Origin of the sequence: Acinetobacter sp. IK40 (assembly GCF_035615075.1) — a bacterium.
Lineage (GTDB): Bacteria > Pseudomonadota > Gammaproteobacteria > Pseudomonadales > Moraxellaceae > Acinetobacter > Acinetobacter courvalinii.
Map to the genome: position 1 here is coordinate 23677 of NZ_JANBOE010000012.1, position 14264 is coordinate 37940.

Sequence of the window (14264 nt, forward strand, 5' to 3'; positions counted from 1 at the left end):
GATAAAAAAAGCAGATCAATCGATCTGCTCATTTCCAACACGCTGTCTGAATTTTTGACCCGCTCGGAACGTTACCACGCGACGGGCAGAGATCGGAATCTCTTCACCAGTCTTAGGATTACGTCCTGGACGTTCACGTTTGTCACGCAACTCAAAATTACCGAACCCAGAAAGTTTGACCTGCTCACCCGCAATCAATGCCTGGCTGATTTCGTCAAAAAATAACTCGACCATTTGTTTTGCTTCGCGGCGATTTAAGCTAGTAAGCTCACTTAAATGGTCCGCCATATCTGCTTTTGTTAATGCTGTCATGAGGCCCTCAATGTCGCTTGGTAAGTGTCTTCCAACACTTGAATAATGTTATCCATACCAGATTTAATTTCAGCATCTTCAAGCGTACGAGTTGGATGTTGCCATAACACTGCAAAAGCGAGAGAGCGTTTGCCTTGTTCAACTCCTTGCCCCGTATACACATCGAACAACCATGTCGAGTCGAGTAACTCTCCACCAGTTTGCTCAATTAACCGCTGAATATCTCTTACCTCAATATTATCAGAGATTAAAAGCGCAATATCACGTCTAACCGATGGAAAACGTGATAATTCTGTAAAATTAGATACATAAGATTGCAAAACAGCCTGCTGATCCAGTTCTGCCACCCAAGTTGTGCCCAAATCGAGTTCAGTTTCCAGTGATGGATGCAAACGACCGAGATATCCAATCGATTGACCAGCGACTAAAATTTCCGCAGACTGCCCCGGATGTAACCATGCACGCTCACTACGAGCAAACTCAACAGCAATACGGCCTGCTGCCAGAATCTCTTCAACCTCACCTTTAAAGTCAAAGAAATCCATGGCCTGAGGTTTGGCGTGCCAGGATTCAGGCGTACGTGGACCAACCGCAATCAAGGCCAACGTCGGGATCTGTTTAAGATCATGAATACTTTGGGCATTCTGATAGTCAAAACGCAAACCCAACTCAAAGAAACGTACACGTGGCTGTTGACGGTTTAGGTTGTACTGTACACAAGGAATCAGGCTCGATAGCAAGGTACTGCGCATTGCAGCCAGATCACTTGAAATCGGGTTTGCCAGCATCAATGGATGTACCGCTGGATTCAGCTGCTTTTCCAGTTTTGCATCGGCAAAGCTAAAGCTGATCGCTTCTTGATAGCCCAATGTTGCAATCGTTTGACGTAATTGCACAATTTCAAAACGGTCTTGATATTTCTCCAATTTGACATCAATTTTTGGCAAACTGATTTGGATATTGTCATAACCGTGGATACGTACTACTTCTTCAATCAAGTCTTGATAAATTGCCATATCATAACGATGTGAAGGTGGGACCGCACTCCACTCACCTTCAGCAATTGCCGTCACCACACAGCCCAGACGCGTTAATGCATCAACAATAAAATCACCTGCCACTTGATATCCAAGTAACTGATCGACTTGCGCCTGTTGCAATACAATTGCTTCACGTTTTGGTAATAAAGCCGCTTGCTCAGCAATCGTGATAGGGCCAAACTCACCACCAGCAAATGCCTGAATCAATTCAGAAGCACGGTGCATGGCAATCATTGGCAGTTCAAAATCTACCCCACGTTCATAACGTTGAGATGAATCGGTATGCAAGCCAAAGCGACGTGCACGGCCAGCAATCGCTAACGGCGCAAAGAAAGCGCTTTCAAGGAAGATATCTTGCGTATCATCGGTTACAGATGAGTCCAGACCGCCCATGATACCGGCAATGGCCAAAGCTTTCTCATCATCAGCAATCACCATGATGTCATCTTGCAGCTCAACTTCCTGATCATTAAGCAACATCAACTTTTCTTTAGGCTGCGCTTGACGAACCTGGATTGAACCTTCGATTTTCGCCAAATCAAAAGCATGCATCGGTTGACCTAACTCAAGTAATACGTAGTTAGTAATATCCACCAGAATGCTATGCGTACGGATACCTGAACGTGCTAATGCTTGTTCCATCCAGTCTGGTGTTGCAGCTTTGACATTGACATTTTTAACAATACGACCCAAATAACGTGGCGTACCTTCAGTCGTGATCGTCACTGCTTTTTCATCAGTGATGGTTGCAGCAACTGTCTGAATTTCAGGCTCATTCATCTTTAACTGATTGATCACTGCAATTTCACGTGCAATACCACGGATACTAAAACAGTCACCACGGTTTGGGGTAATACTGATATCAATCACATTGTCATCAAGTTTTAAATATTCACGGATATTGATCCCCACTGGCGCATCAGCAGGTAATTCCAATAAACCGTCAATCTTGTCTTCTAAATCAATTTCAGAAGCACCGCATAACATGCCATGTGATTCAACACCACGCAGTTTGCCTTTTTTAATTTTAAAATCACCGGGCAAAACCGCCCCAACAGTGGCAACAGGCGCTTTCATGCCCACGCGGACATTCGGTGCACCACAAACGATTTGTAATGGCTCACCTGAACCAATATTCACCGTGGTCACACGTAAACGATCCGCATCTGGATGCTGTTCAACCGTGAGAACTTCACCTACAATCACACCGGTAAAGGGTTTCGCTACAGGCGCCAAATCATCCACTTCCAGACCAAGCATGGTTAACTGATCAGACAATGTATCGCTATCAATTGCTGGATTGACCCAGCTGCGTAACCAATTTTCACTAATTTTCATTTTATTAAAAACCTATAAATCTACTTTTGTTCCCCTCTCCGTTTAGGAGAGGTTAGGGAGAGGTCCAAATCTGTCTAGGCAAACTGGCGTAAGAAACGCACATCATTTTGATAGAACATACGCAAATCATTGATGCCATAACGCAACATTGCAAAACGCTCCACCCCTAAACCAAAGGCAAAACCTTTGTATTTATCAGGATCAATGCCTGCAGCACGGAGTACATTTGGATGTACCATGCCACAACCTAAAACCTCTAACCAACGACCACGCTCATCCATAATATCCACTTCGGCACTTGGCTCTGTGAATGGGAAATAAGACGGACGGAAACGTACTTTCAAATCTTTTTCAAAGAATTCATTGAGTAAGTTAATCAATAACCCTTTTAACTCGGCAAAGCTGGTGTTCTCTGCAACATATAAACCTTCGATCTGATGGAACATCGGCGAATGGGTTTGATCCGAGTCACAACGGTAAACACGGCCTGGACACACAATACGAATCGGTGGCTGACTGGTTTCCATGGTACGGATTTGAACACCCGATGTATGGGTACGCAATAAATGTGTTGCGTCGAAATAGAAGGTATCGTGCATGGCACGTGCCGGGTGATGCCCAGGAATATTTAAGGCTTCGAAGTTGTGATAGTCATCTTCAACCTCAGGACCATGCGCAACCTGGAAACCGGCTTTGGTAAAGAACTGGCAAATACGCTCCTGAACCTGAGTAACAGGATGAATACTGCCCATGCGCTGACCGCGGCCTGGCAAGGTAATATCAATGGTTTCACTTGCCAGTTTCTTTGCAAGTTCCGCTTGTTGTAATGACTGTTGACGCTCGGTCAAAGCGCTATTGATTGCTTCACGAACAGCATGGATGGCAGCACCTTGTACTTTTCGTTCTTCAGGATCCATCTTTCCAAGTGCTTTCGACTGCTCTGCAAGCTGGCTTTTTTTCCCTGTAAATTGCACACGTACTTGGTCGAGTGCAGCAAGGTCTTGAGCCGCTGCAATGGCAGCAAGCGCTTCAGTGGTCAGGGCTTCCAGTGACATAGTAACTCTCAAAGCAACAAAATATAGAAATATAAGAAAACGCTATAGTTTATCAGCTTTTTACCCCTTTTATGAAGCAAAACCCAGCTTTAAATCTTCTGGTTTTTTGTGCAGCAAGTTGAGGATAAAAGCACAGGAGAATGAAGCAGGTTGATTAATTTTTGAAAAAAATGATCAATAATTAAAATAAAATGGATAAGATACCGATATCGTCAATGAGAAAGAATAACGATGGCGCTTGATCAAATCTGGAAACAGCAACTTGCCCTTGTCACCTATGGCAATGAATACCTTGCAGGAAATCTCAATTTCAGTCGCTGGATTGAACATCCGGTTTTTGCTCAGAATCGTCTGATCTTCAGAGATTTACTGTCACAGCATCTACTGGCTCAACATTTCCAGATCTGGCTTGAAGGCTTAAAAAAACAAGGCGTAAAAAAGCTGAGTCTACATTTATCTAGCCTGCTCAATGATGAACAAAATCCGAATGCCAATGTTGAACTGCTTCCCTTCGCACATTTTATCGTAAGCCATCAAGCCAACAAAAAAACGGCCTGGATCTGTGGACATGAACTGGCAGAGTGGGACAATAGCGACAGTGAATTTCAAACGCCCGTCTCTCAGCAATCAACGCTACGTCAAGAAGATCTTTGGCGTTACGAGTTAAATGATAAGTTCGCCAAAAAAATCGATGCAGATCTCAAAAAAGTCAACTGGAATGAAGTTGCTATTTTTCTGGAAAGAGAATTATTTGACAGCAAATATGCGGACAACTTTATAGAACCTGAACAGCAGGACTTTCCTTTCTACGGTTATGCAGTCGATCCAGATGAGCTATCAAGTCAGCAACTTGCCTTGATCCCGACCGACTATCCAGCTGACTGTGCACACCGCTTATTACATCGTACCCAGGCATTGGTAGAGCATTTGGAACAGCAAAAGAAGCATCCTTACACTGCGGCTGGCGAATTGCTTAGCCCCGAAGAGCAAATTAATGTGCGCAACTTTTTGCAAAAAGCGGATGACCTATTTGCCAAATTGATTGTGAAAACCGCCAATCATTATCAAAGTGCTCAATTGACAGCGGAAGAGCCCGAAATCATTGACCGCACCATGGAAATTCCACAACGACTTAACAATACCCAGCAACATCACAAAGTTGGTGCTTCAGGTGTGATCAAATTAATTCTAATCACCATTATCATCTGCGTGTGTGCGTATTATTTCGGCTTATAGCGATAGACTAAATAAAAAAACCTAGATCACTTGAACTAGGTTTTTATCAATTTAAAAAGTTGGCCTGATTTTGATAACAACTTTATGCCCGCCATCATGCTGATTGACAATGTGATGGATATTTTCAATTTCGCCCTCTACTTCCGCATCAGGACCATAGAAGATCCGGATAGTTTCGCCTTTTCTAGGCAAGATACTTAATTCTGTTTCAATCGCGCCTTGTTCTAAGCCTTCTACACTCACTCGCATACTTTTTATCCCGATCTTGTTTTCTTTACTGTAAAAAGATTCAGGGAGAAAAGTCTATTGCAACATGTTTGGGTTATGTAATCTTGAATTAAATCAAAAGATTGATTTAATCACCATAATCTAGCTCCTCTTCATCCACATTGATAAAATCGGGTTCAGGCGTGTGTTCAAACTGCACCGCAAGAATATCGCCATGTCCCAATAAACTTGCTTTGGCAACACGATGCATGCCATCCATAACCCGACCTTCCGCACATAAAATAATGGGATAACTCAGATCGGCGTCTTGCATCAATTGAAAATGTTCTATGATTTGCTGTGTCGTCGGAAATTGATCTGGAAACCAATAAGCTTCGTTGAGTTCTCGAATATCAGCAAGTGTAACTTTCTTGATCACAAAAGTTTTGGTGAGCTCAACCAGATGATGTACATCCCAGATATAAGTATCTTGACCCACTTGTCTAAAGTGATATTGTCTGCGCACGTTTTAATCCCTAGATAATTTCAGCTATGATTATCAACTTAACTTCTCATCAATAATAGTATTTATAAAACCATGACCGAGAATTACTGGAAGTTTATATTAGGTTTACAACATAATGCTCAGCGCTATTTTGACCATAAAATTGCTGAATATAAGATCGAACATAAATGGTGCGATATAACTCATGATCTATTTCTGGTACGTGATTTAGAAACCAATGAATTACTCTATGATTCCATTTCACACTTAATTGCCGATCTCAGAGATCAACAAATTCAGCGTTGCCAGCTCATTCCCTCAGACCTACTCTTTCCTGAGTTTACCCAGCATTTTAAACAATTTGTTTTTGATACAAGCAATTATCCTGTAGCCGTCTTCTTGGGAAGAGATCAAAATTTTGCTTTAGTTAAAGTACATGCAGAAAAAGTAAAGAAGTTCTCGACGTCTACAGATCCTCGTGAATTTCATGGTTTTGCATCCTCTCAAAGCTATAATAAATATTTATTGTTTACGCTCATCAGATTAGATCAAAAACAACTCCAGATTATTGATACATTTAACAAAATTCTGAATTGGAAAAACTTACACGAGGATTTTCAAAGTAGATTTTTAGATAGCCCATTTAATTTTAAACAAGATAAAAGCCTACTATTAACCAATAACTTATTTTTAAAAAATGAAATAAGCGATTATCCTCTTCTTGATGAGCCTAGTCCTGAATTCAATCTGGCATTTTCTTGGATAAATAAACTCGGTGACTTACAAGACCAAATTGGAACTGAAGTGGCAATGGCGCTAGCTTCAAGATCATTTCATGCTGATTTTATTGATCAAAATTCTATAAAAATAGATCTTTTCCAAGAGGATTTAAACAATGCATTCATCAGCTTAGTTTCACATAGTGCAAATAGCTATGAGAAAGCACATGTCAATGAAGATTTTTCCTATATTCCACCACACGCACTGCAACATCCCCCCCAAATTAATAGTGAAACAAATAATGAACTGAAAAGTGATAGCTCTATAGAAGAAAAACCAACATCTATTACAGCCTCGACACTTTATCTTATCTTCTTTTTAGCGGTTGTCATTGGGCTACTCTACGGGGTGTTCTGGTTGGTTAACCATTATGAATTCGCCAAATTCATAGTGATTACCTTTGGTGTGATTATTTTTCTAATGATATGGTCCAGAAAGTAAAGAATAAAGCATAAAAAAGACCGCTAAAAGCGGCCTTCTTTTGAATCTCTAAGCTTATGCAGCTAATGCGCCTTTAGCTTTTTCAGCTAAAGCAGCAAATGCGATTGCATCATGCATAGCGATGTCAGCTAATACGCGACGGTCGATGATCACTTGAGCTTTTTTCAAACCATCGATCATACGGCTGTAAGACAAACCGTTTTGACGAGCACCAGCATTGATACGCGCAATCCATAAAGCACGGAATTGACGTTTCTTTTGACGGCGGTCACGGTATGCGTATTGACCAGCTTTGATTACCGCCTGGAACGCTACGCGATAAACGCGTGAACGAGCACCATAGTAACCTTTAGCGCGAGCAAGAATTTTTTTGTGACGACGATGAGCCACTACACCACGTTTTACACGAGCCATTTATAATCTCCTTAGATGTATGGGCACATAGCACGAACTGATGCAACGTCACTTACGTGAACCATTACACAACCGCGCAATTGACGGATACGCTTAGCAGATTTTTTGGTCAAAATGTGGCGCTTGAATGCTTGTTTGCGCTTGAAACCGTTTGCAGTCGCTTTAAAGCGTTTAGCTGCACCACGGCGAGTTTTTAACTTAGCCATAGTAACCTCTTTTGGGCACCTGTTCGGCACGTTTGCACGATTGCAAATCGACCTGCAGGTAAGGAAGGCAGTATGATATAGCATCTGCCGCTAAAACAAAAGTAAAATGCTCATTTTTTGATAGAAATAGAGATGTTTTCCGCAAACGTTATTTTCCATAATTAATTCTCAAATTATGAGAAACATACACAAAATCAGCGCCTATAATAGAGTCAAATTCTTAAATACCCATCCATATGAATATACAGAATGATGCTTTCGCCGCCTTGCGGTATCGGGATTTCTCTATCGTGACTGTTAATCAGTTCTGCTTGACACTGGCTATCCTGATTCAGGAAATCATCGTTGCCTATTCACTGTATCAGATTACCCGTGATCCGCTTACGCTCGGCTTTATTGGTCTGGCAGAGGCAATCCCCTTCATTACCTTATCGTTATGGGGCGGTTATTTTGCAGATAAGCTGAATAAACAGAGCATCATGAAAGTCTGTTTGTTCTTTTCTATTCCCCTGCCGTTAGTACTTTGGGCATTGTTCCATTTACATGGTTTAGAAAAAATTGGCATCACCCCACTGTCCTGGGGCATTTATGCCGTCATTTTCGCCTTGGGTACCATTCGCGGCTTTTACAATCCCTCCGCAACGTCACTCAAGCCTTTTCTGATTCCACGTGAACTGTATGCCAATGGCGCAACCTGGACCACGATTGGCTGGCAAAGCGGGGTGATTATTGGCCCCATGCTCGGTGGGTTTATGCTGGCTTTTTTAGGTCGTGAAACCAGTCTGTTTGCGGTATCTGCATTATTGGCTGTTTGCTTCATTTTAATTAACTGTCTAGCGAATCGAACTTTTCCGAAAATGGAAACCGAGAATGTGCTGCAAAGCCTGACCGATGGTTTCCGTTTTATCTGGAAAACCAAGATTGTTTTATGGGCCATTTCACTCGATTTAGTCTCGGTACTGTTTGGCGGCGTGATTGCCCTACTGCCGATTTTTGCGGAAGAAATTTTAAAAGTTGGCCCCGAAGGCTTAGGCTACTTACGTGCGGCTCCTTCTATCGGTGCGCTGATCACCATGATCGTGCTGACCAAGTTTCCGCCAATGCACCACGCCTGGCGTAATATGCTGTTAGCTGTGGCAGGTTTTGGTATTTTCACTATTCTGTTCGCCTTCTCGAACAATATGTGGCTGTCACTCTTTGCCCTCGCCATGACCGGTGCCTGTGACAGTATTTCGGTTGTGGTTCGTCAAACCGTGCTGCAAATCTTCCCCCCTGAAAATATGCGAGGTCGTGTCGCTGCTGTAAATGGGATGTTTGTTTCTTCAAGCAATGAACTGGGCGCATTTGAATCCGGTCTGGCAGCCAAATATCTCGGTACCATCACCGCCACCATTTTTGGCGGTTGTATGACCCTTGCCGTGGTGAGTTATTGCTGGTTTAAAACCAGTGACTTATTCAAGGTCGATATTACCAAAGGTTCAGATTAATAGAACTGAGAGGAAGCATTTGCCTTCTTCCTTATTTTTAAAAGATGCCAAGATATAGAGCATATAAGGTTAAATAACGCCCACCTTTGGCGATTGTGACAATCACGAAGAATCGCCAAAAGTTCTCTTTCATCAAGCCTGCAATCAGGGTAATCGGATCTCCAATCACAGGTGTCCAACTCAGCAACAGCGAATAGAAACCATATTTGTGATAAATCTGCTGGGCTTGTTGTAAGCGCTGCTCAGAAACAGGAAACCACTTTTTATCTTTAAAGTGTTCGATTTTCAGACCAAGCCACCAGTTCACACAGGAACCCAATACATTACCAATGGTCGCAACCAAAATTAGATAAAACGGATTGGATAAACCTTGTACCAACAAGGTCATTAGTACCGCTTCAGACTGTAAGGGCAATAAAGTCGCTGCACCAAAAGCCGAGAGAAATAATAAAAAATAAGACATTAATTTAAAGGGATCACTCAATATCAATCAAAGCATAGCAGCCTACAACACTATAAGCTGAAATTATTGAGTTAGTGCCAGTTTTTCCCAACTAGCCTGTAATTGCTCATCACTGATATTCATTTGAAAAATGGTCGTAATGGTGCGTTCAAATTCATCAAAATTGCTTAACTGTTTTTTATTAGAGCCGCCTTTGCCATGCGTTCTTAAGACCCGATCTTTTAACGTGATCCGCATTTCGCTATTGGCAGTCGATAACATTAAGTGCTGAGTAAATAAGGATTCTGGTGAGGTCGAAATGTAGTAGTTTGCGACCTGTGCATCAGCATGTGCAATCTGCTGTTCGGGGTTAATTGCATAGACATTGACCCATTGATCATGAATACAGACTTGCAGCATATATTTCATTTCTGTCAGTACAGTCGTATCCAAACCACTCTGGGCAACTTTAACAAATCTAAAAGGCTCTAATGGTGTCTGCTGTGTCTCACCGGTTTGGTCAAGTGTTAAAACCGTCGTTGGTGTCATACCGCCAAACCCGGGATCATATAAGAACAAGTGCTGATCAATATGAACTAGTGTGACCAAATGAGTCCGTACTGGCGTACGAGTAGGTGCACCTTGATAATAGACCCGTCCCAGTACGTTATAAGCCTCATATCCCAGTTCGGTTAACGCAATTCTGGTTAAGGTGCTATGCTCTAGACAATACCCCCCTTGATTATTTCTCAATAATTTCTGAACAAGTTGATCAGATTCCAAAGAAACCTCTCCCCCTAAAAAAGAAGAAAAATTAGCAAAAGGAATTTTCTGCACATGCAGACTTAATAAGGTTTTTAAATGAAGCAAAGTGGGTGAAAAATCACCTTCAAAACCAAGTTTTTCTAGATACTGGGCAGATATTGTTGAAGTCGTCATTTTTATATATTTTTTAAATTTACCAAAGAGAAGGCTTAGTCTAATTCAGACATAAACTAGACATCATCATTCTTATATGACATAAATCCGGTTTCCCAAGGATTCTCAAAACAGACAATCCTTAGGCATAAAAAGCTGTTCAGTTCTCACCCCACCTTGATCGACAAGGCTTTCTGTATCGCAGGGCGAGCGGTTAAGCGTTCAATATAATCTTTTACATACGGATAATCTTCAAGTTGAATGCCCTGCCATTCATAACGTAATGCCCAAGGCAAGATCGCCATATCTGCAATGGAATATTCGCCTGCCACGAACTTCTGTCCAATCAACTGCTTGTTTAAGACATTGTAAAGACGTTTGGTTTCATTTACATACCGGTCAATCGCATAGGGAATCTTTTCAGCCGCAAACTTATTGAAATGATGATTCTGTCCCAGCATTGGCCCAAAGCCACCCATTTGCCACATCAACCATTGTTCAACTTCAACCCGCTCCTGCTCATCCGTTGGATAAAATAATCCAGTTTTTCTACCTAAATACTGCAAGATCGCGCCCGACTCAAATACGGAAATCGGTTCGCCACGTGGACCATTTTGATCAACAATTGCAGGGATTTTATTATTTGGAGAGATTCTCAGAAAATCAGGTTGAAACTGGTCGTTTTCAAGAATATTGATGGGAAAAATTTGATATTCCAGCTGCATTTCTTCTAAGGCAATTGTTATTTTATGTCCATTGGGCGTACCCCAGTAGTATAAGTCAATCATTTATGTTGTCCTGTTTGATCGTTATCTTGACTGTTGTTGCGTTATAGCACACTTGGCTTATCTTGATCAGCACATAAGCACGAAAAGAAACAATCGTGCCATGTTTTAAAGCTAACGATCAGACAATTCGTTTTGTTTTTGCTGGAATTCCCGAGCCCTTTCACCAACAAATTTTCGCCCCGCATTTGTGCCATTAATCCACTCCTCTACCGAAAACAGATCGAACATACCCACCTTAAATAACGTTGGGACCGCCAAGGACAGCTCTTCTTCAATCGCCCCACGTACACCTGCATTATAAAGATTAATATTGTGTAGCATGGTCGCCACGGTACCTGTCTGGACACGGCTACCATCTTTCAGCTTCACTTGTGGCAGAACCTCTCCCTCCTGTACCACTTTTTGATTAACTTCCGAGAGTTCTTGAGTACCTTTAATTATAGACATGAATTTTTCCAGTTTTTATATCGTGTAATTATCAAGCAATCTTATCATATCCTGTTTTTACGCCGGGGAATGAGACTAAGCAGATTTTTAACAAACCATTGCCGATTCAGACATAAAAAAGCACCGCCTGTTGCGGTGCTTTTTTATCAAGAAAAAATTACTTTTTCTTTTTCGGACCAAGTAACATGCCCATCTGACGGCCTTCCATCTTCGGCGCTTGTTCAACAACACCAAACTCAGCAACGTCAGCTTCAATTTTTTGTAATTGAGCCAAACCAAGCTGTTGATGTGCCATCTCACGACCACGGAAACGCAAGGTAATTTTCACTTTGTTTCCTTCTTCAAGGAAACGTAAAATTGCACGCAATTTTACCTGATAATCACCTACATCCGTCGCAGGACGTAACTTGATTTCTTTCACTTGCACTTGATGCTGTTTTTTCTTCGCATCTTTTTGCTTTTGTTTCAAGTCAAATAAGTGCTTGTTGTAGTCCATGATTTTACAAACAGGCGGTTCTGCATTAGCAACAATCTCAACAAGGTCAAGATTGGCTTCTTCTGCAGCACGCAATGCTTCATTTAATGAAACAACACCTTTTTGCTCCCCATCTGCAGCGACGAGGCGTACTTCTTTCGCACGGATCTCATCGTTGATTGCAGGACGGTTACTTTTAGCACCTTGTTGTTGGTTACGGTCAGGCTGTTTAATCTTTATTACTCCACAATGTACCGGCCACGTTCGGCAACGGCAGATTTCACTAAGTCAATAAATGCATCTACTGACATAGTACCTAAATTTTTTCCTGAGCGAGTACGCACATTAACTGTACCTTCTTCAACTTCTCGGTCACCAAGAACTAGAAGGTAAGGAATACGCTCTAGGGTACGCTCACGAATCTTAAATCCGATTTTTTCATTTCTCAAGTCGGAAATAGCACGAAGGCCATTTTCTTTGAGTTTTGCGACCACCTGTTCACTTGCTTCTGCTTGTGAATCAGTAATGTTCATGACACACGCTTGAATTGGTGTAAGCCACGGTGGCATGAAACCCGCATAATGTTCAATTAGTATACCAATAAAACGCTCAAAACTGCCAAGAATTGCACGATGCAGCATCACAGGTTGGTCACGCTCATTATCTTCTGTCACATAAGAAGCATCTAAACGGATCGGCAAGTTGAAGTCACATTGAATAGTACCGCACTGCCAGATACGGCCTAAGCAGTCTTTCAATGAAAATTCAATTTTCGGACCATAGAAGGCACCTTCACCAGGTTGCAAGTCCCATGCCAAGCCAGCATCATCAAGCGCATCTGCCAAAGATTTTTCTGCCAGATCCCAAAGTGCATCATCACCCACACGTTTTTCTGGACGTGTAGAGAGCTTCATTTGTACGTCTTCAAAACCGAAGTCTTTATAAACGTCTAAAGTCAGCTTAATAAAATCTGCAACTTCTTTACCAATCTGTTCTTTGGTACAGAAGATATGTGCATCATCCTGGGTAAAGCCACGAACACGCATAATACCGTGCAAAGAACCTGATGGCTCGTTACGGTGACAAGAACCAAACTCAGCTAAACGGATTGGTAAATCACGGTAAGATTTCAACCCCTGGTTAAAGACCTGTACGTGACATGGGCAGTTCATTGGCTTCACTGCATAGTTACGACTTTCCGAGTGAGTCGTAAACATGTTTTCAGCATAGTTTGCCGCATGACCAGACTTTTCCCAAAGCGTAAAGTCTACGATTTGCGGTGTCTTGATTTCCTGATAACCATTGTCTTGCTGAACTTTACGCATGTATTGTTCAAGCACTTGATAAATGGTCCAGCCGTTCGGATGCCAGAACACCATACCTGGTGCTTCTTCTTGCATATGGAACAGATCTAGCGCTTTACCAATTTTACGATGATCACGCTTTTCAGCTTCTTCAATACGTTTGATATAAGCCGCTAACTGTTTTTTGTCAGCCCAGGCTGTACCGTAAATACGTTGTAATTGTTCATTTTTCGCATCACCACGCCAGTATGCACCAGAGATTTTAGTGAGCTTGAATGATTTTAAGAATTTAGTATTCGGTACGTGTGGACCACGGCACATATCTAAATAATCTTGATGGTAGTACAAGCCCATTTGAGTTTCATTCGGCATGTCTGCAATCAAGCGTAACTTATATTCTTCGCCACGTGCTGTGAATTCTGCAATCACATCTTCACGCGGTGTCATCTTTTTAACAACGTCATAGTCCTGATCGATGAGCTTTTTCATGCGCTCTTCGATTGCTGCCATATCATCCAGGGTAAATGGACGTGGCATCCAGATGTCGTAGTAGAAACCTTCTTCGATCACAGGACCGATCACCATTTTCGCTTCTGGGAACAACTGCTTAACCGCATGTCCGACCAGATGCGCACAAGAGTGACGAATGATTTCTAAACCTTCTTCATCTTTCGGGGTAATAATCTGAACTGTCGCATCTTCTGTGATTAAATCACAAGCATCCACCAAGCGATCATTGATACGGCCAGCAACTGCATTTTTTGCAAGACCCGGACCAATGCTCTGAGCAAGTTCCATCACGGAAATTGGCTGATCAAACTGTTTCTGATCACCATTTGGTAAAGTAATGATTGGCATATAAAAAATCC

Annotated in this window: 16 protein-coding genes; 3 read left to right on the forward strand and 13 right to left on the reverse strand. The window is 42.0% G+C overall.

All coding sequences use genetic code 11. The features are described 5' to 3' along the window. Positions 1-15: 15 nt before the first annotated feature. From MSG93_RS17775 to pheS, 3 genes are all read right to left on the reverse strand, one after another. Positions 16-312 carry an integration host factor subunit alpha gene (locus MSG93_RS17775; RefSeq protein WP_000126166.1) on the reverse strand — a complete coding sequence of 99 codons (297 nt, stop codon included), beginning with the start codon at positions 310-312 and terminating at the stop codon, positions 16-18. Then, the gene (gene pheT / locus MSG93_RS17780) at positions 309-2690 is read right to left on the reverse strand and encodes a phenylalanine--tRNA ligase subunit beta (protein ID WP_324622809.1); all 2382 of its coding nucleotides are present in this window, start codon (positions 2688-2690) and stop codon (positions 309-311) included. Before pheT ends, MSG93_RS17775 begins: the two co-directional genes overlap by 4 nt. A gap of 74 nt (positions 2691-2764) precedes the next feature. Continuing rightward, on the reverse strand, positions 2765-3745 hold the full coding sequence (pheS, locus tag MSG93_RS17785; RefSeq protein ID WP_005283435.1) for a phenylalanine--tRNA ligase subunit alpha: 981 nt from the start codon (positions 3743-3745) through the stop codon (positions 2765-2767). 231 nt (positions 3746-3976) lie between these two features. Here pheS and MSG93_RS17790 point away from each other — a divergent pair, with 231 nt between their 5' ends. Beyond that, the gene (locus MSG93_RS17790; RefSeq protein ID WP_324622810.1) at positions 3977-4981 is read left to right on the forward strand and encodes a hypothetical protein; all 1005 of its coding nucleotides are present in this window, start codon (positions 3977-3979) and stop codon (positions 4979-4981) included. A gap of 51 nt (positions 4982-5032) precedes the next feature. On the opposite strand, the gene MSG93_RS17795 is transcribed toward MSG93_RS17790, so the two are convergent. Both MSG93_RS17795 and MSG93_RS17800 read right to left on the reverse strand, forming a co-directional pair. Beyond that, positions 5033-5230: a hypothetical protein gene (locus tag MSG93_RS17795; protein ID WP_005228775.1), complete on the reverse strand. Its 198-nt coding sequence runs from the start codon at positions 5228-5230 to the stop codon at positions 5033-5035. A 106-nt stretch (positions 5231-5336) separates the two neighbouring features. After that, positions 5337-5714, reverse strand: a complete 378-nt coding sequence (locus tag MSG93_RS17800; protein ID WP_324622811.1) for a hypothetical protein — start codon at positions 5712-5714, stop codon at positions 5337-5339. A gap of 72 nt (positions 5715-5786) precedes the next feature. Between MSG93_RS17800 and MSG93_RS17805 the strand changes: the two genes are divergently transcribed. Continuing rightward, positions 5787-6914 carry a hypothetical protein gene (locus MSG93_RS17805; protein WP_324622812.1) on the forward strand — a complete coding sequence of 376 codons (1128 nt, stop codon included), beginning with the start codon at positions 5787-5789 and terminating at the stop codon, positions 6912-6914. Between the two features lie 54 nt (positions 6915-6968). On the opposite strand, the gene rplT is transcribed toward MSG93_RS17805, so the two are convergent. Together rplT and rpmI are read right to left on the reverse strand one after the other, a co-directional pair. Further along, a complete protein-coding gene (gene rplT, locus MSG93_RS17810; protein WP_004655655.1) occupies positions 6969-7328 on the reverse strand; it encodes a 50S ribosomal protein L20 in 360 nt (119 codons plus the stop codon). An 11-nt stretch (positions 7329-7339) separates the two neighbouring features. Continuing rightward, complete coding sequence (gene rpmI / locus MSG93_RS17815; RefSeq protein ID WP_004637967.1) at positions 7340-7534, reverse strand: 50S ribosomal protein L35; 195 nt, start codon at positions 7532-7534, stop codon at positions 7340-7342. Positions 7535-7770: 236 nt separating this feature from the next. Here rpmI and MSG93_RS17820 point away from each other — a divergent pair, with 236 nt between their 5' ends. Continuing rightward, positions 7771-9021 carry an MFS transporter gene (locus MSG93_RS17820; protein WP_324622814.1) on the forward strand — a complete coding sequence of 417 codons (1251 nt, stop codon included), beginning with the start codon at positions 7771-7773 and terminating at the stop codon, positions 9019-9021. A gap of 37 nt (positions 9022-9058) precedes the next feature. Here MSG93_RS17820 and MSG93_RS17825 read toward each other — a convergent pair whose 3' ends face one another. The 6 genes from MSG93_RS17825 to thrS all read right to left on the reverse strand — a co-directional run bounded on the left by MSG93_RS17825 (position 9059) and on the right by thrS (position 14253). Further along, the gene (locus tag MSG93_RS17825) at positions 9059-9484 is read right to left on the reverse strand and encodes a YqaA family protein (protein WP_032875885.1); all 426 of its coding nucleotides are present in this window, start codon (positions 9482-9484) and stop codon (positions 9059-9061) included. A 63-nt stretch (positions 9485-9547) separates the two neighbouring features. Beyond that, the gene (locus tag MSG93_RS17830; protein WP_324622815.1) at positions 9548-10402 is read right to left on the reverse strand and encodes an arylamine N-acetyltransferase family protein; all 855 of its coding nucleotides are present in this window, start codon (positions 10400-10402) and stop codon (positions 9548-9550) included. 146 nt (positions 10403-10548) lie between these two features. Then, positions 10549-11169: a glutathione S-transferase N-terminal domain-containing protein gene (locus tag MSG93_RS17835; protein ID WP_005228758.1), complete on the reverse strand. Its 621-nt coding sequence runs from the start codon at positions 11167-11169 to the stop codon at positions 10549-10551. A gap of 111 nt (positions 11170-11280) precedes the next feature. Then, positions 11281-11616 carry a DUF7709 family protein gene (locus MSG93_RS17840; protein WP_324622816.1) on the reverse strand — a complete coding sequence of 112 codons (336 nt, stop codon included), beginning with the start codon at positions 11614-11616 and terminating at the stop codon, positions 11281-11283. A gap of 157 nt (positions 11617-11773) precedes the next feature. Next, entirely contained in the window at positions 11774-12325 is a 552-nt protein-coding gene (infC, locus tag MSG93_RS17845; protein WP_079281829.1) for a translation initiation factor IF-3, read from the reverse strand. Between the two features lie 5 nt (positions 12326-12330). Continuing rightward, the gene (gene thrS, locus MSG93_RS17850) at positions 12331-14253 is read right to left on the reverse strand and encodes a threonine--tRNA ligase (RefSeq protein WP_324622817.1); all 1923 of its coding nucleotides are present in this window, start codon (positions 14251-14253) and stop codon (positions 12331-12333) included. Between the last annotated feature and the right edge of the window lie 11 nt (positions 14254-14264).